At 51.1% G+C, this 19389-nt stretch carries 21 protein-coding genes; 14 read left to right on the top strand and 7 right to left on the bottom strand.

The genetic code is table 11. From position 1 onward, the window contains the following. Positions 1–122: 122 nt before the first annotated feature. The 4 genes from dacA (at position 123) to lipA (ending at position 3632) form a co-directional block, all read left to right on the top strand. Positions 123–1334, top strand: coding sequence for a D-alanyl-D-alanine carboxypeptidase DacA (dacA, locus tag SK34_RS13750; RefSeq protein ID WP_003022711.1), 1212 nt, complete (start codon positions 123–125; stop codon positions 1332–1334). Between the two features lie 106 nt (positions 1335–1440). Then, the gene (gene ybeD, locus SK34_RS13745) at positions 1441–1704 is read left to right on the top strand and encodes a DUF493 family protein YbeD (RefSeq protein ID WP_003022706.1); all 264 of its coding nucleotides are present in this window, start codon (positions 1441–1443) and stop codon (positions 1702–1704) included. A gap of 114 nt (positions 1705–1818) precedes the next feature. Further along, positions 1819–2460, top strand: a complete 642-nt coding sequence (gene lipB / locus SK34_RS13740; RefSeq protein ID WP_003022703.1) for a lipoyl(octanoyl) transferase LipB — start codon at positions 1819–1821, stop codon at positions 2458–2460. A gap of 206 nt (positions 2461–2666) precedes the next feature. After that, positions 2667–3632 carry a lipoyl synthase gene (lipA, locus tag SK34_RS13735; protein ID WP_003022702.1) on the top strand — a complete coding sequence of 322 codons (966 nt, stop codon included), beginning with the start codon at positions 2667–2669 and terminating at the stop codon, positions 3630–3632. A 98-nt stretch (positions 3633–3730) separates the two neighbouring features. Here the strand turns inward: lipA and tatE are convergent, their stop codons facing one another. Both tatE and SK34_RS13725 read right to left on the bottom strand, forming a co-directional pair. Beyond that, on the bottom strand, positions 3731–3934 hold the full coding sequence (tatE, locus tag SK34_RS13730; RefSeq protein ID WP_003022699.1) for a twin-arginine translocase subunit TatE: 204 nt from the start codon (positions 3932–3934) through the stop codon (positions 3731–3733). A 128-nt stretch (positions 3935–4062) separates the two neighbouring features. Next, positions 4063–4851 (bottom strand): deaminated glutathione amidase, encoded by a 789-nt coding sequence (locus SK34_RS13725; protein ID WP_048233262.1) that lies wholly within the window; start codon positions 4849–4851, stop codon positions 4063–4065. A 90-nt stretch (positions 4852–4941) separates the two neighbouring features. On the opposite strand from SK34_RS13725, the gene crcB reads away from it, so the two are divergent. Further along, entirely contained in the window at positions 4942–5325 is a 384-nt protein-coding gene (crcB, locus tag SK34_RS13720) for a fluoride efflux transporter CrcB (RefSeq protein ID WP_003831281.1), read from the top strand. 51 nt (positions 5326–5376) lie between these two features. On the opposite strand, the gene cspE is transcribed toward crcB, so the two are convergent. Together cspE and pagP are read right to left on the bottom strand one after the other, a co-directional pair. Next, positions 5377–5586 carry a transcription antiterminator/RNA stability regulator CspE gene (cspE, locus tag SK34_RS13715; protein ID WP_000034825.1) on the bottom strand — a complete coding sequence of 70 codons (210 nt, stop codon included), beginning with the start codon at positions 5584–5586 and terminating at the stop codon, positions 5377–5379. Between the two features lie 189 nt (positions 5587–5775). Then, on the bottom strand, positions 5776–6339 hold the full coding sequence (gene pagP, locus SK34_RS13710; RefSeq protein ID WP_003835590.1) for a lipid IV(A) palmitoyltransferase PagP: 564 nt from the start codon (positions 6337–6339) through the stop codon (positions 5776–5778). Between the two features lie 462 nt (positions 6340–6801). Here pagP and dcuC point away from each other — a divergent pair, with 462 nt between their 5' ends. Further along, positions 6802–8187: an anaerobic C4-dicarboxylate transporter DcuC gene (gene dcuC, locus SK34_RS13705; protein WP_003022136.1), complete on the top strand. Its 1386-nt coding sequence runs from the start codon at positions 6802–6804 to the stop codon at positions 8185–8187. A gap of 116 nt (positions 8188–8303) precedes the next feature. Here dcuC and dpiA read toward each other — a convergent pair whose 3' ends face one another. After that, a complete protein-coding gene (gene dpiA / locus SK34_RS13700; RefSeq protein WP_003022133.1) occupies positions 8304–8984 on the bottom strand; it encodes a two-component response regulator DpiA in 681 nt (226 codons plus the stop codon). Then, positions 8953–10614 (bottom strand): sensor histidine kinase DpiB, encoded by a 1662-nt coding sequence (dpiB, locus tag SK34_RS13695; protein WP_003847410.1) that lies wholly within the window; start codon positions 10612–10614, stop codon positions 8953–8955. The genes dpiA and dpiB overlap by 32 nt, the downstream gene beginning before the upstream one ends. A gap of 389 nt (positions 10615–11003) precedes the next feature. Between dpiB and citC the strand changes: the two genes are divergently transcribed. From citC to rna, 8 genes are all read left to right on the top strand, one after another. Then, positions 11004–12080: a [citrate (pro-3S)-lyase] ligase gene (citC, locus tag SK34_RS13690; protein ID WP_048233261.1), complete on the top strand. Its 1077-nt coding sequence runs from the start codon at positions 11004–11006 to the stop codon at positions 12078–12080. Further along, the gene (gene citD / locus SK34_RS13685) at positions 12077–12373 is read left to right on the top strand and encodes a citrate lyase acyl carrier protein (RefSeq protein ID WP_003022125.1); all 297 of its coding nucleotides are present in this window, start codon (positions 12077–12079) and stop codon (positions 12371–12373) included. Before citC ends, citD begins: the two co-directional genes overlap by 4 nt. Beyond that, a complete protein-coding gene (locus tag SK34_RS13680) occupies positions 12370–13278 on the top strand; it encodes an aldolase/citrate lyase family protein (RefSeq protein WP_003022123.1) in 909 nt (302 codons plus the stop codon). The genes citD and SK34_RS13680 overlap by 4 nt, the downstream gene beginning before the upstream one ends. A gap of 9 nt (positions 13279–13287) precedes the next feature. Then, on the top strand, positions 13288–14820 hold the full coding sequence (gene citF, locus SK34_RS13675; protein WP_048233259.1) for a citrate lyase subunit alpha: 1533 nt from the start codon (positions 13288–13290) through the stop codon (positions 14818–14820). A gap of 3 nt (positions 14821–14823) precedes the next feature. Then, positions 14824–15378, top strand: a complete 555-nt coding sequence (citX, locus tag SK34_RS13670) for a citrate lyase holo-[acyl-carrier protein] synthase (RefSeq protein ID WP_048233257.1) — start codon at positions 14824–14826, stop codon at positions 15376–15378. After that, positions 15347–16252, top strand: coding sequence for a triphosphoribosyl-dephospho-CoA synthase CitG (gene citG / locus SK34_RS13665; RefSeq protein ID WP_003835603.1), 906 nt, complete (start codon positions 15347–15349; stop codon positions 16250–16252). Before citX ends, citG begins: the two co-directional genes overlap by 32 nt. Positions 16253–16277: 25 nt before the next feature. Further along, positions 16278–17741: a citrate/succinate antiporter CitT gene (gene citT / locus SK34_RS13660; protein WP_003022114.1), complete on the top strand. Its 1464-nt coding sequence runs from the start codon at positions 16278–16280 to the stop codon at positions 17739–17741. A gap of 110 nt (positions 17742–17851) precedes the next feature. Continuing rightward, positions 17852–18658, top strand: a complete 807-nt coding sequence (gene rna, locus SK34_RS13655; protein WP_003835606.1) for a ribonuclease I — start codon at positions 17852–17854, stop codon at positions 18656–18658. Between the two features lie 41 nt (positions 18659–18699). Here rna and SK34_RS13650 read toward each other — a convergent pair whose 3' ends face one another. Beyond that, on the bottom strand, positions 18700–19323 hold the full coding sequence (locus SK34_RS13650; protein ID WP_003835608.1) for a flavin reductase family protein: 624 nt from the start codon (positions 19321–19323) through the stop codon (positions 18700–18702). Between the last annotated feature and the right edge of the window lie 66 nt (positions 19324–19389).

Here is a 19389-nt window from a genome sequence, read left to right as displayed (position 1 = left end):
AACTGTCAGTTTCTGTAAATGACATTAACAAAGTCACGCGGAAAGTCAGATGCCTGCCCGTTTTGCATTTGCTATAGTAGGGCACTTTTTTAAATTTCATCACGGACGTCGTAGTTCAGACCATGAAGACCACTTTTTCCGCTCGTTTCGTGCAGCGTATGGCGCTCACCGCGGCTCTCTGCGCAGCTTCTCTCTCTGCTGCCCATGCCGATGACCTGAATATTAAAACCATGATCCCGGGTGTTCCGCAGATCGATGCGGAGTCATATATCCTGATTGATTACAATTCAGGCAAAGTTCTGGCAGAACAGAATGCGGACACTCGCCGCGACCCCGCCAGTCTGACCAAAATGATGACCAGCTACGTCATCGGCCAGGCGATGAAAGCCGGCAAGTTCAAAGAAACCGATCTGGTCACTGTCGGCAATGACGCCTGGGCTACAGGTAACCCGGTGTTTAAAGGTTCATCGTTGATGTTCCTGAAACCTGGAATGCAGGTTCCTGTTTCCCAGTTGATCCGTGGTATCAACCTACAATCCGGGAATGACGCGTGTGTGGCAATGGCGGACTTCGCAGCCGGTAGCCAGGATGCTTTCGTCGGTCTGATGAACAGCTATGTGAACGCGCTGGGCCTGAAAAATACCCACTTCCAGACCGTTCATGGTCTCGATGCTGACGGTCAGTACAGCTCGGCTCGCGACATGGCGATGATTGGCCAGGCGCTGATTCGTGACGTGCCTAACGAATACTCTATCTATAAAGAAAAAGAGTTCACCTTTAACGGCATTCGTCAGTTAAACCGCAACGGCTTGCTGTGGGATAACAGCCTGAATGTCGACGGTATCAAAACCGGTCATACCGACAAAGCTGGCTATAACCTCGTTGCATCCGCAACCGAAGGTCAGATGCGTCTGATCTCTGCCGTCATGGGTGGCCGCACCTATAAAGGTCGCGAAACCGAAAGTAAAAAACTGCTGACCTGGGGCTTCCGTTTCTTTGAAACCGTGAATCCACTGAAAGTCGGTAAAGAGTTTGCTTCAGAACCGGCCTGGTTTGGTAACACCGATCGTGCATCGTTAGGCGTAGATAAAGATGTCTACCTGACTATTCCGCGCGGCCGCATGAAAGATCTGAAAGCAAGCTATGTGCTGAACACCACAGAACTGCATGCACCGCTGCAGAAAAACCAGGTTGTCGGCACCATCAACTTCCAGTTGGATGGCAAAACCATCGAACAGCGCCCGCTGGTAGTCCTGCAGGAAATCCCTGAAGGCAACTTCTTTGGGAAAATCATTGATTACATTAAATTAATGTTCCATCACTGGTTTGGCTAAAAATCGAACACTTGAAAGTGTGATTTACGTCCCCATATACTAGGTATCCAGATAACTCCCATACGCTGTGGGAGTTATTATTTATTGATGTAACGCCGGAGCTGACATGAAAACCAAACTTAACGAACTGCTTGAATTCCCTACTCCATTTACTTACAAAGTAATGGGGCAGGCGTTGCCTGAGCTGGTTGATCAGGTGGTTGAAGTGGTACAGCGCCATGCGCCAGGTGATTACTCTCCGACGGTAAAACCGAGCAGCAAAGGCAACTACCACTCGGTCTCAATCACTATTACTGCTACACACATTGAGCAGGTTGAAACGCTGTACGAAGAATTAGGCAATATCGATATCGTACGCATGGTACTGTAAAAACCTGTTGGTTACCCGCTGCATCCCCGCTCGGGTAACCCCTCCCTCCTGTGATATACTTTTCCCCCTCTTTTATATTCTCTACTCTATGTGAGTATCTACGGAGATGCCGTTTTGTATCAGGATAAAATTCTGGTCCGCCAGCTCGGTCTTCAACCTTACGAGCCAGTTTCTCTGGCCATGCACGAATTCACCGATACCCGCGATGAAAACAGTTATGACGAAATCTGGCTGGTAGAGCATTATCCTGTTTTTACCCAGGGTCAGGCAGGTAAAGCAGAGCACGTACTGATGCCGGGCGATATTCCGGTGATCCAGAGCGATCGTGGCGGCCAGGTGACCTACCACGGGCCGGGCCAGCAGGTCATGTATGTGCTGTTGAATCTGAAGCGTCGCAAACTTGGCGTTCGTGAACTGGTTACGCTGCTGGAACAAACCGTCGTCAATACACTTGCGGAAATCGGCATTGATGCCCACCCGCGAGCCGATGCGCCTGGCGTATACGTCGGGGAGAAGAAAATCTGCTCTTTGGGATTACGTATTCGTAGAGGATGTTCGTTTCACGGCTTAGCGCTCAACGTGGATATGGATTTATCGCCTTTCCTGCGTATCAATCCTTGTGGTTACGCCGGAATGGAGATGGCGAAAGTATCGCAGTGGGATAGCGCAGCCACGACCGAGAGCGTTCGCCCACGCCTGCTGGCCAACATATTAGCGCTGTTGGGTAACCCACCGCACGAGTACGTTGCAGACTGAAAATACGGTCATACTTTGCCACGGCAAATGTTGTGGCAAATGGCACAAAACAACAACTATTTTACATTTTGCCAGCCTGTCAGGCTGCTTTCTGGCCCGTTTCAATGATATACTGCGTATCACTAATTCAAAAATAGTTGATAAATGCAACATTCCCTTGAATTGAAACGCTTTCCTTCGTAATTCGCAACTGGAACACGCAAGCTATGAGTAAACCCATTGTGATGGAACGCGGTGTTAAATACCGCGATGCCGATAAGATGGCTCTTATCCCGGTAAAAAATGTGGCAACAGAGCGTGAAGCCCTGCTGCGTAAACCGGAATGGATGAAAATAAAACTGCCAGCGGACTCCACTCGCATCCAGGGCATCAAAGCGGCAATGCGCAAAAATGGCCTGCACTCTGTCTGCGAAGAAGCTTCCTGCCCTAACCTGGCTGAATGTTTCAATCACGGAACCGCAACCTTTATGATCCTCGGCGCAATCTGTACCCGCCGTTGCCCATTCTGTGACGTTGCCCATGGCCGTCCGGTTGCTCCGGATGCTAACGAGCCGTTAAAACTTGCTCAGACGATTGCTGACATGGCGCTGCGCTATGTCGTCATTACCTCCGTTGACCGCGACGATCTGCGTGACGGCGGCGCTCAGCACTTTGCTGACTGTATCACCGCTATTCGTGAGAAAAGCCCGTCGATTAAAATCGAAACGCTGGTGCCTGACTTCCGTGGTCGTATGGATCGCGCGTTGGATATCCTCACCGCCACGCCGCCAGACGTGTTTAACCACAACCTCGAAAACGTACCGCGTATTTATCGCAATGTACGTCCGGGGGCAGACTACAACTGGTCACTGAAGCTTCTGGAACGTTTCAAGGAAGCGCACCCGGAGATTCCGACTAAATCAGGTCTGATGGTTGGTTTGGGCGAAACCAATGCAGAAATCATTGAGGTCATGCGTGACCTGCGCAGTCATGGCGTGACCATGCTGACGCTGGGGCAGTATTTACAGCCAAGCCGTCACCACCTGCCGGTTCAACGCTATGTAAGCCCGGATGAGTTCGATGAGATGAAAGCCGAAGCTATGGCCATGGGCTTTACCCATGCAGCCTGCGGTCCATTCGTTCGCTCTTCATACCATGCAGACATGCAGGCCAAAGGGCTGGAAGTGAAGTAATCGTGTAATACTCACTTACATATCAGTAATAAAAAAACCGGCAAATTGCCGGTTTTTTTTCATGCAGAGTATGCAGTATGAGCATCATGCTCCTGACATTACTCTTTATGAGAAAGCTTCTCAGCCTGAACGCTACCATCAGCATCTTTCTTAGCATCGGCATTATCGTCGTTCATTGCTTTCTTGAAGCCCTTGATTGCCGTTCCCAGGTCTCCACCCAGTGTACGTAACTTCTTGGTACCAAACAGCAGAACAACCAGTGCGGCAACCACCAGCAGTTTGGTAATACTAATCTCACCCATAGATACCTTCTTCACTTAAACCAGGCTGCATAAAGCGCCATATTAACCTGAGAATATTAACGGCCTTTCGACGCGCGCACACAATAGCAATCTGTAACAAGGTGAATCAAGCCTTGTTTAAAAAAACGTCATAATAATTGCGGTGGCGCAAAACGTCGGTTACTTAACACCGGAAGTTGTGCTCTGACCTGCCTTACCCGCTCTGCAGAAACCTCGGCCATAATTAGTGCAGGCGTTTCCGCCGCAGCAGCAATGGTCACACCAAAAGGGTCGATGACCCGGCTTTGGCCGATATTCTTATTACCGCACTCTCCCGCCGCAATCAGGTAACACGTTGCATCTAACGCTCTTGCAGCCAAAAGCGTAGACCAGTGATGCTCTTTAAGCGATCCCCGTACCCAGGCTGCGGGTAATACGAGAATTTCCGCTCCCTGCAATGCGTGCGCCAGCGCCAGCTCAGGGAAGCGCAGATCATAACAGGTCATTAACCCTACTTTTAACCCGCCTACGTCCAGCAGCGGCGCTATGGCGTCCCCTGCATCCACATTTCGTGACTCCTGAATCGAAAAGGCGTCGTAGAGATGTAATTTAGCGTAATGGGCAACTACCTGACCTGCCCGTAGCGCCACCAGCATGTTAAACGCCCGTCTAGGCACAGAGGGAACATGAATCGTCAGGATTGTCGTCATCTCGTTTTGCGCGCTTTCTCGCAGCAAGCGCGTCAAAAACCCGCCTTCCAGCAATTGAGCTGATTTCACTGACAGATCAGGGTCCAGATCGTCACGGGCCAGAAGCGCTTCCGGTAATACCAGTAACGATGCCCCCTCTCCCGCAGCCTGAGACATCAGTAAAACGCAGGTTTCTGCATTTTTTTCCCATGAAGGTCCCACGGCAAATTGCCCTGCTGCAACGAACATATTCCCTCCAGAAAACGTTGTTAGGCTCGCCAACCACGATTATTCAGCGTTACACTCATCCTATATACAATCAAATAGCAGGATTACGCAGTGTTACAACTCCTTTTAGCGGTTTTTATCGGTGGTGGTACAGGTAGTGTAGCAAGATGGATGTTGAGCATGAGGTTTAACCCGCTACATCAGGCCATTCCATTCGGTACGCTGGCTGCAAACTTACTTGGCGCATTTATCATTGGTATGGGTCTGGCATGGTTTAATCGCATGACAAACATTGATCCAATGTGGAAGGTACTGATTACAACTGGCTTTTGCGGGGGACTAACAACATTTTCCACTTTCTCGGCTGAGGTGGTGTTTTTGCTACAGGAAGGACGCTTTGGTTGGGCTATGGTGAATGTGCTGGTGAATCTGCTGGGATCATTTGCGATGACCGCCCTGGCATTCTGGCTGGTTTCGGCCTCTCCCGCACACTGAGGCGAAAAAAACCCGCAATTAAGCGGGTTTTGAATGCTTGCTGTCGTATGCTTACAGAGCGATTACGTTTGCAGCAGAAGGGCCTTTGGCACCGTTAGTGATTTCGAACTCTACACGCTGACCTTCAGCCAGAGTTTTAAAACCATTGGTCTGGATTGCAGAGAAGTGTACGAACACGTCTTTGCTGCCATCTTCCGGAGTAATGAAACCGAATCCTTTGGACTCATTAAACCACTTAACGTTACCTTTAATCTTAGACATCAAAATTACCTTTACATGAAAAATAGACACAAATGCTGTGTCGGGTATCAGTACAACAATTGTGGTGCACTTTGTCCAGTCGAACTTTATCAAAAAGTGATAAATGTCGCGTTATTTTTCAGTTAACGCTGATATCACACTGTTTTAAAAAGACTTTTTAATAATCCATCTGACAATACAGGTAGTCCATCAAAACTGGAAACGCATCCACGCAAAGTAGACGTTACCGTTGTTGTACGTTCCCGGAATGTAGGTCATCTGGAACGTTGCCGGACCATACCCTATCGATGCCAGCGGTAACAGCACGGGTACCGGAATGTAGTTCCAGTTATCACGCGCGGTAAAACCGGCGGTAAAACCGAGACCTGTATGGAAATTTTCATCGGCCAGCGGTCGCCAGGTTTTTTCCCAGCCATAACCACCAATGGGTTCCCATTTATTGTAGGAATCCTTAAAGGCCATTATATAAAGTCCGTGCCAGTTACCTTTATCATCCCAACGGGATTGACCAAATCCTGCCCCCCACGGGCGTTCATTGTAGCGATCCGTTTTTTCTTTATCGTAGGCAAAGCGTGCATGCCAGGTAATAGCCGGTATATACAAATCATAATGTTCCGGCTGCTGCCAGGTTTCACTGACGTTGTCTTTAAAAGTAGCGAACCAGCCTTTATCTTCAGCAGCGCCCTGGGGAATGAAAGCTAACTGAATAAAAAGAAATGAAAAAATGAGAAAATATCGTTTAGCGACAATCACAACTTAATTACCATCCTGGGATTTATTATTAATTGTAGCAAACCCAACCTTAATGTTAGCTTAACAAAAATGCGCAGCTAAAAAATCAGAATATTCCTCAGCATGTAATTTTTAAGATAATTAGCCCTTAATTTATTGAGCCATCTCATAGGAACTATTTTCTCTTTATTGCCAATAAATTGTTCTTTCCTCCGGGAAAAGTTAAATAATATTACAATAAATTAACAATTAAGAATCAATATCACCACAAAACACACACACCGTCGCTGCACTTCACAGTTTTTTATTGTGAGATTCTTTTTTTAACCACGATGCTGAAAAAACGGCTAAGCCATCGCTTGAATCCGTATTTTTATTGATTTTAATCAGCAAGAGTTATCGGTTTATTAGGCACATTCTGTCACCACTTTTTACTTTTTTTAGTTTTTTTACTTTCTGGGCAGCAATGCGACAGGGGAAACGATGTTGACATTTATTGAACTCCTTATTGGAGTTGTGGTTATTGTGGGTGTAGCGCGCTACATCATTAAAGGTTATTCCGCGACAGGCGTACTGTTTGTTGGCGGTCTGGTTTTGCTGATTATCAGTGCGCTGATGGGGCATAAAGTGTTGCCATCCAGCGCGGCATCGACGGGCTATACGGCAACAGACATTGTTGAATATATTAAAATTTTGCTGATGAGCCGTGGTGGCGATCTCGGCATGATGATCATGATGCTGTGTGGTTTTGCCGCCTATATGACCCATATTGGCGCGAACGATATGGTCGTTAAGCTGGCCTCCAAGCCCCTGCAATACATCAACTCTCCTTACCTGCTAATGATTGCCGCCTATTTTGTCGCCTGCCTGATGTCACTGGCGGTTTCTTCAGCAACCGGTCTGGGCGTTTTGCTGATGGCAACACTGTTCCCGGTCATGGTTAACGTTGGAATCAGCCGTGGCGCTGCAGCGGCTATTTGTGCCTCCCCTGCTGCAATTATTCTTTCACCAACATCCGGTGATGTGGTGCTGGCGGCAAAAGCTGCGGAAATGCCGCTGATCGATTTCGCCTTTAAAACCACGCTGCCAATTTCCATTGCCGCCATCATTGCTATGGCGATTGCCCACTTTTTCTGGCAGCGTTTTCTGGATAAAAAAGAGAACATTTCTCATGAAATGTTAGATGTGGCTGAAATCACCACGACTGCCCCGTCATTTTACGCCATTCTGCCGTTTACCCCGATCGTTGGCGTCCTGATTTTTGATGGTAAATGGGGCCCGCAGCTGCACATCATTACGATTCTGGTTCTGTGCATGCTCATCGCGGCTATTCTGGAGTTCGTACGTGGGTTCAACACCCAAAAGGTTTTCTCTGGTCTGGAAGTCGCTTACCGTGGCATGGCGGATGCCTTTGCTAACGTGGTGATGTTGTTAGTCGCTGCGGGTGTTTTTGCCCAGGGTCTGAGCACAATCGGCTTTATTCAGAGTCTGATTTCTATCGCCACCTCGTTTGGTTCAGCGAGCATTATCTTGATGATGGTGCTGGTGATCCTGACTATGTTGGCGGCAATGACTACGGGTTCCGGTAACGCCCCGTTCTACGCCTTCGTTGAGATGATCCCTAAGCTGGCGCATTCTTCCGGCATTAACCCGGCTTACCTTGTTATCCCGATGCTGCAGGCGTCAAACCTTGGGCGCACCATCTCCCCGGTCTCCGGCGTGGTTGTCGCTGTAGCAGGTATGGCAAAGATTTCTCCGTTCGAAGTGGTGAAACGTACTTCGGTTCCGGTTCTGGTTGGACTGCTGGTGGTGATTATCGCAACTGAAGTGATGGTACCAGGTTCTTCTTCAGCCGTCGTTGGCGGCTGATACTCAGTGAAATTTAGGCCGGATTAGGCATCTACGCCGCATCCGGCATTTAAACCGCACCATTGCCGGATGTCGATGCTAAAGCATCTTATCCGGCCTACGTCAGAAATCAGCATTTAGCCGCCATGATAAATACGCTGCGGCCTACCCACCTTACCGTGAATAATCTCCGCAATAATCAAATGACGGCTGGCACAGTACTCCAGGTAGCGTCTGGAAGTCGTTCGGCTGATGGTAAGCGCCTGGGCGATCGTTTCCGCAGTATGGTGTACCGTCGGGTCGGCGAATAATTTCAACACTGCATTCAGTGTTAACGCATCAATCCCGGTCGGTAAATCCCCTTTCGGTTCGCCCCGCGCGTAGGCATTAAACATTTCATCAATCTGCTTTTGGCTGGCGCTGTCATTCCCCGCCAACATGCGTCGACGTTGCTGATAACGCGTAAGGGTCTGCCCCAGCCGCTCGTAGGCAATGGGTTTGACCAGGTAATCAAACGCACCGCTGCGCACGGCCTCGGAGACCGTTTCCATATCGCTAGCCGCCGTGGTAAACACTACGCCGCCCGGATAGCGCGCCTGGGTCAGCTCATGCAGCAACGTAATTCCCTTGCCGTCCGGCAAGTAGTTATCGAGCAGTATCAGACCGGGCTTAAAACGCTCAATCATCATCCTCGCCTGCTCAAGATTACCCGCCAGCCATATCTGGCTGAAACCGGGTATATGGCGGATATATTCAGCATGCATTTCCGCCAGTAGCGTTTCATCCTCAACGATCAACAGCGTTAATGGTTCCGTCATTATTTTTTTTCACTTTCGGAAGAAATAAAGAAAATAAGGTACCGCAAGGGGAGTTATCTTCGAGCGTAATCACCCCGTCACAGCGCCTCACATAACTTGCAATTAGATACAAACCGATGCCATGTTCACCTGGTTCATCGGTACGGGTGCTCACACCCTGTTCAAATATTTTCTCACGCAATGCTTCCGGCACACCGCATCCCTGATCGGCAACTTCGATGATCACGTCATCCCCTTCATCGCTCAAATAGAGCTCTACGACATTGTTGCCTTGCTGGGTGCGCAAGCTCGCTTCGAATGCATTATCAAGCAGATTGCCAACAATTGCTGCAAACTCTGTGCTATCCAGCCCCTCGGGGAGTTGATGCAGTTGGCTCCCCGGAACGATAGTCATGGTGAGGCCCAGTTCCCGCGCGCGCTGCACCTTGCCAAACAACAGACCGGCGACCTGACGATCGGCAAATGCGCCACGCAGGCTGTCAATCAGTTGCTGTTGCGCCTGGGATTCTCCCTGCACCATGGCCAGAACCTTGTCATATTCTTTCATTTGCAGCAGGCCATTGATGGTCGACATCCAGTTCAGGTGCTCATGACGCAGCGTTCTCAGGCTCTCTACATACTGTTTGATCTGCGTTAATTGCGCATTAAGGGTAGCAATTTCATCTTTACTACGAAAACTGATGATTGCCCCAAGCAGTTCGTCACCGGAGCGAATCGCTTCACGGTTGGCGATGACGCTCAGGCCATTAAAGTTTACCATCGCATCCTGTCGTTTTTCCGCAATCTGTTGGGTGAAAAAGTCCGCTGGCTGAACCACCTCACTCACCGGTTTTCCAAGCCACTTTCGGCCTGGTGAAGAAAGCCCCAGCATTTTCCTCGCACTGCGGTTTATTGCGGTGATATATCCATCAGGATCCACGGCAATCAATCCTTCATATACCGAGCTGAACAACGCTTCCTGCTGACGTACTACCCGCGCAATTTGTTTCGGTTCCATACCCAACATCTGCCGACGAATATGGGCAGCGAAAAACCAGGAGAGCAGCATAAGTACCAACAACAGCAAGATAAACACACCGGCCATCGGGAGTAAGAAATCCGATCGCCAGCTATCGATTTTGCTGATCAGATAACCAATTGAGACTACGCCAATGATTTTGCCATCGTCATCAAAGATGGGCGTTTTAGCGCGCATTGCCATCCCGATGGACCCTTTACCGGTAATAAAGTAGCTTTCCCCTTTTTCCAGCGCACCGGGTTTGGTGAACTGCATCGGGTAGCCAATCTTTTCCGGGTTCGGATGATATAGACGAATGGAGTTGGTATCCCCGATAACCACATAGTCGAAGTCAGTTCCGCTCTGCAGTTTGTCGGCAATCGTCGCCAAACGCTTGTAATCACGATGTTTAACTGCCGTGATGATACTCTCGTTAGAGGCGATGATTTTGGCCTGGTTCATTGCCATATCGCGGACATGCGCGGCCAGATAATCTTCAAAGCTGGCGGTAAAGTATTGTGCCAGGGCGGCGATGATAAAAACAGAAACGACCAAAATAAGCAGAAAGATGCGTAAAGGAAACGCCAGGCTGCGGAAAAAAGGAAACCGTGTTTTATTTTTCTGCTCAGCCATATATCTTCCTCATCCACGTTACCCGAAACTTATTTCTCATTGTAGTTGTAATAGAAATGTTTTATTTACACGTTACGGTATAAAACAAGATCGTTGCAGATTCCCCACTTTAAATCAATTAAACAAATTAAAACCACACGCTATTTCGAGGTTAAATTAATTAAAAAACTTAAAACCATAAAACACATTAAAACCTTCTAACTTATTGTGAAATAAATCAAAAATTACCTCCAAAATACCCCTTACGATGTATGCAGCAGGGAAAAAAAGAAATACTCCGTAATAAAAAACCATTCCCTTCAATTGCAAACAAAACGTTATCAGGTTGCTAAGCAGAGCAACAAAAACAGAAACCCAGTAACAAATATAGCATCGGGGCTCTATTCACTATGTTCGGTAATAATATATTCACGCAAGTTAAACGCTCAGAAAATAAAAAGATGGCGGCTATCACGCAATTTCTGAAAGTGAATGATTTGAGCGTTGACACCACCGTCGAAGTATTTATCACCGTCACCCGTGACGACCGCCTGATTGCCTGCGGCGGTATCGCTGGGAATATTATTAAATGTGTCGCCATCTGCGAATCCGTACGGGGCGAAGGCTTAGCGCTGACGCTGGCGACCGAGTTAATCAACCTCGCCTATGAGCGCCACTGTACGCACCTCTTCATCTATACCAAAACCGAGTACGAATCGCTGTTTAAACAGTGTGGCTTTTCTACGCTGACCAGCGTTCCCGGCATTATGGTGCTGATGGAAAACAGCACCACGCGTCTGAAACGTTACGCTGAATCTCTGGCAAAACAGCGTCGTGAAGGGAAAAAAATTGGTTGCATCGTCATGAACGCAAACCCCTTCACCAACGGACATCGTTTTCTGATCCAACAGGCGGCCGCACAATGTGACTGGCTGCATCTGTTTTTGGTCAAAGAGGATACCTCACGGTTTCCGTATGAAGACCGGTTGGATCTGGTGCTTAAAGGGACAAAAGATATTCCACGTTTAACCGTGCATCGCGGTTCGGAATACATCATTTCCCGCGCCACGTTCCCGTGCTACTTCATCAAAGAGCAGAGCGTTATTAACCACTGCTACACCGAAATAGACCTGAAAATCTTCCGCCAGTACCTGGCACCGGCTCTCGGCGTTACACATCGTTTCGTCGGTACCGAGCCGTATTGCACCGTCACCTCCCAGTACAACAACGATATGCGCTACTGGCTGGAGACCCCAACGCTTCCCGCCCCACCGATTGAACTGGTGGAAATTGAGCGGCTGTGCTTCCAGGAGATGCCGATTTCCGCCTCCTGGGTGCGCAAGCTGCTGGTTAAAAAAGATCTCACGGCTATCGCATCCCTGGTCCCTGACGCCACGCTGCACTATCTGCAAAGCATGGTTGAACGAGCCTCATCGGGTGCGGCAGTCCGCCAAAATACCCCCGCATTAGCAACAGGTGAAAAATGAAAATAAACCAGGCAGCCGTCGCAGGCACACTCGAGTCCGGTGATGTGATGATTCGCATCGCCCCACTCGATTCGCAGGATATTGACCTGCAGGTTAACAGTAGCGTCGAAAAACAGTTCGGTGATGCCATTCGGACCACCATCCTGGACGTTCTGTCCCGCTACAACGTACGCGGCGTGCAATTAAATGTTGATGATAAAGGCGCACTGGACTGCATTTTACGTGCGCGACTGGAAGCACTACTGGCCCGCGCTGGCGGTATTCCGGCACTGCCATGGGAGGATTGCCAGTGATTTCCGCATCTTTGCAACAACGTAAAACCCGTACTCGCCGCAGCATGTTGTTCGTACCGGGTGCCAATGCCGCCATGGTCAGCAACTCGTTCATCTACCCGGCAGATGCACTGATGTTCGACCTGGAAGACTCCGTCGCGTTGCGTGAAAAAGATACCGCTCGCCGCATGGTGTACCACGCGCTGCAGCATCCGCTGTATCACGACGTTGAAACCATCGTGCGTGTAAACGCCCTCGACTCCGAATGGGGCATCAACGACCTTGAAGCAGTGGTACGCGGCGGTGCTGACATCGTACGTTTACCGAAGACCGATACCGCGCAGGATGTCATCGACATCGAAAGTGAAATTCTGCGCATCGAGAACGCCTGTGGCCGTGAACCCGGCAGCACCGGCCTGTTAGCCGCCATTGAGTCGCCGTTAGGCATTACCCGTGCGGTAGAAATTGCCCACGCTTCCGAGCGCCTGATCGGTATTGCTCTGGGTGCTGAAGATTATGTGCGTAACCTGCGCACTGAACGCTCGCCGGAGGGTACTGAACTGCTGTTTGCCCGCTGCTCTATTTTGCAGGCTGCACGTTCTGCCGGTATTCAGGCGTTCGACACCGTGTATTCCGATGCCAACAACGAAGCAGGTTTCCTGCACGAAGCCGCACACATCAAGCAGTTGGGTTTTGACGGCAAGTCGCTCATCAACCCGCGCCAGATCGAACTCCTGCATAACCTGTACGCCCCGACGCGCAAAGAGCTGGCTCACGCCCGTTTGGTCGTAGAAGCCGCTGAAGCCGCTGCCCGCGAAGGTCGTGGAGTGGTTTCCCTGAACGGCAAAATGGTCGACAGCCCGGTTATCGAGCGCGCCCTTCTGGTTATCTCCCGTGCAGAACTTTCCGGCATTCGCGAAGAATAAGGCAAAAAAATGACGCAGAAAATCGAACAGTCTCAACGCCAGGATCGCGTGGCGACCTGGAGCCGTCATGCAGAAAGTGAGCTTTCCGCTTATCAGAGCACCGCAAAAGTAGAACTACAGGCGCAAAAACCGCGCGACAAAAAGCTGTGCACTAACCTGGAAGACGCCATTCGTCGTTCAGGTTTACAGGATGGCATGACCATCTCTTTCCACCACGCTTTTCGCGGTGGCGATCTGACCATTAATCTGGTGATGGATGCCATCGCCAGTATGGGCTTTAAAAATCTGACGCTGGCCTCCAGCTCTCTGAGCGATTGCCATGCTCCGCTGGTTGAGCACATCCGTCAGGGCGTGGTCAGCCGTATTTATACCTCCGGGTTGCGTGGCCCGCTGGCGGAAGAGATCTCCCGTGGCCTGCTGGCCGAACCGGTACAGATTCACTCCCACGGTGGACGTGTACACTTGGTACAAAGCGGCGAACTCAGCATTGATGTGGCGTTCCTCGGCGTACCGTCCTGCGACCAGTTTGGTAACGCCAACGGTTATACCGGTAAAGCATGCTGCGGTTCACTGGGCTATGCCCGCGTAGACGCCGAAAACGCGAAACAGGTTGTCCTGCTGACTGAACAACTGCTGACCTATCCACATAACCCGGCCAGCATTACACAGGATCAGGTAGATCTGATCGTGCAGATCGATCAGGTCGGCGATGCGGACAAAATCGGTGCTGATGCGACCCGCATGACCACTAACCCGCGTGAACTGTTAATCGCCCGTAGCGCGGCAGAGGTCATTGCTAACTCCGGCTACTTCAATGAAGGCTTCTCACTGCAGACAGGCACCGGCGGCGCTTCTCTGGCCGTGACGCGTTTCCTGGAAGACAAAATGCGCAGCCGCGATATCCGTGCTGACTTCGCGCTGGGCGGCATCACCGCCACCATCGTGGATCTGCATGAAAAAGGCCTGATTCGCAAACTGCTGGACGTGCAGAGCTTCGACCGTAACGCGGCTGAGTCCTTGGCCCGCAACCCAAACCACATTGAAATCAGTGCAAACCAGTATGCCAACTGGGGTTCAAAAGGCGCATCCGTTGACCGTCTGGATGTGGTGGTACTGAGCGCATTAGAAGTAGACACCAACTTCAATGTGAACGTACTGACCGGTTCTGACGGCGTACTGCGAGGCGCATCCGGCGGACACTGTGATACGGCTGTGGCCGCAGCGCTTTCCATCATCGTCGCACCGCTGGTTCGCGGACGCATCCCGACGCTGGTTGATAACGTGCTGACCTGCGTAACCCCTGGCTCCAGCGTTGACATTCTGGTCACTGACCACGGTATCGCCGTCAACCCTGCACGTCCGGAACTGGCAGAACGACTGAAAGAAGCCGGTATGAAAGTGGTGTCCATTGAATGGCTGCGCGAACGTGCACAGCAACTCACCGGTCAGCCACGCGCTATCGAATTCACTGACCGCGTGATTGCCGTTGTGCGTTATCGCGACGGTTCAGTGATTGACGTTGTGCATCAGGTGAAGGAATAAGCCATGCACCTGCTCCCTGAACTCGCCACCCAACACGCGGTTTCGATTCCCGAGCTGCTCGCCAGCCGCGATAAGAGACAAGCAAGGCAACAGGACTTGCTGACACGCCACTCTGGGCCACTGGTCTCGTTCACCGTGGTTGCACCGGGTCCGATTAAAGACAGCGCATTAACCCGTCGCATCTTTAATCACGGCGTAACCGCCTTGCTCGCGCTGGCGGAACAATCTGCCTGGATTGTCAGGGAGCAAACAGCGCTGGTTTCTGCCAGCGGTCCAGAAGGTCTTTTGTCTATTGAGGCTCCGGCCCACGACCTCAAGCTCGCCACGATTGAACTTGAGCATTCACACCCGCTGGGACGGCTATGGGACATCGATGTCCTGACCCCTGAAGGGGAAATTCTGTCCCGGCGTCATTTCGCACTCCCTGCCCGCCGCTGTCTGCTGTGCGAGCAAAGTGCTGCCGACTGTGCGCGGGGTAAAACCCACGCACTTTCCGACTTACTCACTCAGATGGAGGCACTGCTGCATGATGCCGATTCCCGCAACATCAACCAATAATGCAGTCCTTCCTCTGGATCTGCCTGATGCTTACGCAACGCTCGCGTGGCGCGCCATGCTGACTGAAGTCAACCTGTCACCCAAACCCGGTCTGGTAGATCGTATTAACAACGGCGCGCATAAAGATATGGCGCTGGAAGATTTTCATCGCAGCGCCGAAGCGATTCAGGCCTGGCTGCCACGTTTTATTGAATATGGGGCGTTTAGCGCACAGCTGTCGCCTGAGGATGTATTGAAAGGACTGCGCCCGCTAGGCATGGCCTGCGAAGCTGATATGTTTCGCGCCACCGCTGGGGTGAACACTCATAAAGGGAGCATCTTTTCTCTGGGCCTGCTGTGCGCCGCCATTGGCCGCCTGCACCAGCTCCAACTAACTGTTACCGCTGAAACCATTTGCTCTACGGCAGCAACATTTTGCCGTGGTCTGACCGAGCGCGAACTGCGCCAGAACAATCAACAACTCACGGCAGGCCAACGTCTTTATCAGCAACTGGGATTAACCGGCGCACGGGGCGAAGCCGAAGCGGGATACCCGCTAGTCATCCAGCATGCCCTGCCGCACTACCGCGCGCTGCTGACTCAGGGCCGCGACCCTGAACTGGCGTTACTCGACACTTTATTGCTGCTGATGTCTATCAACGGCGACACCAACGTGGCTTCACGTGGCGGCGCAGAAGGTCTGCGTTGGCTACAGCAGCAGGCCACCGCCCTGATGCAGCAAGGGGGGATTCGTACCCCTGCCGATCTCGAATACCTACACCAGTTCGACCAACAGTGCATTGAACGCAACCTCAGTCCCGGAGGCTGCGCCGATCTGCTGATCGTCACCTGGTTCTTAGCTCAGATTTCACAAGTTCATCATTATCACAATTAAAGATCCTTTCCGGAGAATCACACACATGTCTTTAGCAAAAGATAAAATATGGAAGTTACTGGCCCCATTGGTCGTAATGGGCGTCATGTTTCTTATCCCCGTCCCTGATGGAATGCCTCCACAGGCCTGGCACTACTTTGCCGTGTTTGTGGCGATGATCGTCGGTATGATCCTCGAGCCAATTCCGGCAACAGCGATCAGCTTTATCGCCGTAACGATCTGCGTTATCGGCAGCAACTATCTGCTGTTTGATGCTTCAGAACTGGCCGACCCGGCATTTAAAGCGGGTAAGCAAGCGCTGAAATGGGGTCTGGCGGGCTTCTCCAGCACCACCGTGTGGTTGGTGTTTGGTGCGTTTATCTTCGCACTGGGTTATGAAGTCACCGGTCTGGGTCGTCGTATCGCGCTGTTCCTGGTGAAATTCATGGGTAAACGCACCCTGACGCTGGGCTATGCGATTGTTATCATCGACATTCTGCTGGCGCCGTTTACACCGTCTAACACCGCGCGTACCGGTGGTACCGTATTCCCGGTTATCAAAAACCTGCCGCCGCTGTTTAAATCATTCCCGAACGATCCTTCCGCGCGCCGTATCGGCGGATACCTGATGTGGATGATGGTAATCAGTACCAGCCTGAGCTCCTCTATGTTCGTGACCGGCGCTGCGCCAAACGTACTGGGTCTGGAATTCGTCAACAAAATTGCCGGTATTCAAATCAGCTGGCTGCAATGGTTCCTCAGCTTCCTGCCGGTCGGTATTATTTTGCTGATCGTTGCTCCGTGGTTGTCATATGTTCTGTACAAACCAGAAGTCACTCACAGTGCTGAAGTTGCCGCATGGGCCGGTGATGAACTGAAAGGCATGGGTAAACTGACCCGTAAAGAGATAACGCTGATCGGTCTGGTTCTGCTCAGCCTGGGCCTGTGGGTCTTCGGTGGTAAACTGATTGATGCAACCGCAGTGGGTTTGCTTGCTGTCTCCCTGATGCTGGCGCTGCATGTGGTACCGTGGAAAGACATTACCCGCTATAACAGCGCATGGAACACCCTGGTTAACCTCGCCACGCTGGTCGTTATGGCGAATGGTTTAACCCGTTCAGGCTTCATCGACTGGTTCGCCAACACCATGAGCACGCACCTGGAAGGCTTCTCGCCTAACGCGACCGTAATCGTGCTGGTGCTGGTGTTCTACTTTGCTCACTACCTGTTTGCCAGCCTTTCTGCACACACTGCCACCATGCTGCCGGTTATTCTGGCTGTCGGTAAAGGTATCCCGGGCGTGCCGATGGAACATCTGTGTATCCTGCTGGTACTGTCCATCGGTATCATGGGCTGTCTGACTCCATATGCAACAGGCCCTGGCGTTATCATCTACGGATGTGGTTATGTGAAGTCCAAAGACTACTGGCGTCTGGGTGCTATCTTCGGCGTTATCTACATCTCTATGCTTCTGCTGGTCGGCTGGCCGATTCTGGCAATGTGGAGCTAATCATTTCGGTTCACACCTGATGAAAATGATGCCAGTCAGCTAAACCTGACTGGCATTTTTTATGATTAAATAGATGATATTCAGAATTTATATAAGTATCCGAAATCATCATGACATCAACATGGCGTTATTCTTCGTTGCTGGCAGCACTCCTGCTGCCGGTTTCTGCAGCTCAGGCCGATGAACTTCAGGCAAAACAGTACGCTGATTTTGACAGCTACGTGCTGGCCCTCTCCTGGCAAACCGGATTTTGTCAGAGCCAACACGAGCGTAATCGTCAGGAGCCTGACGAATGTCGTTTACAAAAAGAGAGCGCAGACAAAGCGGATTTCCTGACCGTTCACGGTTTATGGCCCAGCCTGCCTAAATCCATTGCCGCCCGTGGAGTCGACAACCGCCGCTGGATGCGTTTTGGCTGCGCGACTCGCCCTATTCCCAACCTGCCTGAAGCACGTGCCAGCCGTAAATGCGCGGCCCCCGAAACCGGGCTGTCGCTGGAAAGCGCAGCAAAACTCAGCGCCGTAATGCCCGGCGCTGGAGGGAGATCCTGTCTGGAACGTTACGAGTATGCCAAACATGGCGCGTGTTTCGGTTTTGATCCCGACGCGTACTTTGGCACGATGGTACGGCTGAATAATGAGGTTAAGAACAGCGAGGTGGGCAAATTCCTGGCGGAAAACTACGGCAAAACTGTCAGCCGTAACGCATTTGACGCCGCAGTTGCCAAAAGCTGGGGCAAAGAGAACGTCAAAGCTGTGAAGCTAAGCTGCCACGGCAATCCGGCGTATCTCACTGAGATCCAGTTATCCCTGAAAGCCGACAACATCAACCAGACGTTATCTGCACAGTCATTCTTACCGCAACCGCATCCGGGTAGCTGCGGTAAACAGTTTATTATCGACAAAGTGGGATATTGAAACTTGCGACCGACGCTGCAAGCTGGCGTCGGTCCGTAAGCTCAGCGTTTTGCTCGTGCATCCGGGCGAACTAAATCAAAACGGTGTGTTTCACTGATCGAATAATACGCCGTTGGCCCACCTGCACGCAGTACCGGCTTCGCTTTCGCCGTCTGATAGATGCCGTCTTCCAGGAGTGTTTCATCAATGTGGATGCCCACCACTTCCCCCAATACCAGCCAGGTATCAACCGGTGAGCCATCAGCGGTAGTCAGTTGCAGGCTTTGCGATAAGCGACACTCAAAATTGACCGGGCTTTGCGCCACGCGCGGCACGTTGACTATCCGGCTATCTGCTTTACTAAGCCCGGCGGCAAAAAACTCGTCCTCACCGTGCGGCAAGCTGGCTGACGTTTCGTTCATCGCAGTGGCCAGCTCAAGAGTCGTCAGGTTCCAGACAAATTCACCGGTTTCGATAATATTCTGCACGCTGTCTTTCCAGCCGCTGCTAGCGAAACCGATAATCGGCGGATGATAGTTAAAACAGTTAAAGAAACTGTATGGTGCCAGATTGTGCCGACCATTGCCGTCACACGACGCAATCCAGCCAATCGGGCGCGGTCCAATGATGGCATTTAGCGGGTCATGCGGTAAGCCGTGTCCCTGTGACGGTTGATAGAAATACATAGCGTTCCCTGTTGAAGTTAACGTCAGCGCAGCACAAATTATGCTTCGCTCATCCCCCTGGAAAAA

The organism is Citrobacter sp. MGH104 (assembly GCF_001034485.1).
Taxonomy (GTDB): domain Bacteria; phylum Pseudomonadota; class Gammaproteobacteria; order Enterobacterales; family Enterobacteriaceae; genus Citrobacter; species Citrobacter freundii.
This window is presented reverse-complemented; position numbering and strand designations above follow the sequence as displayed.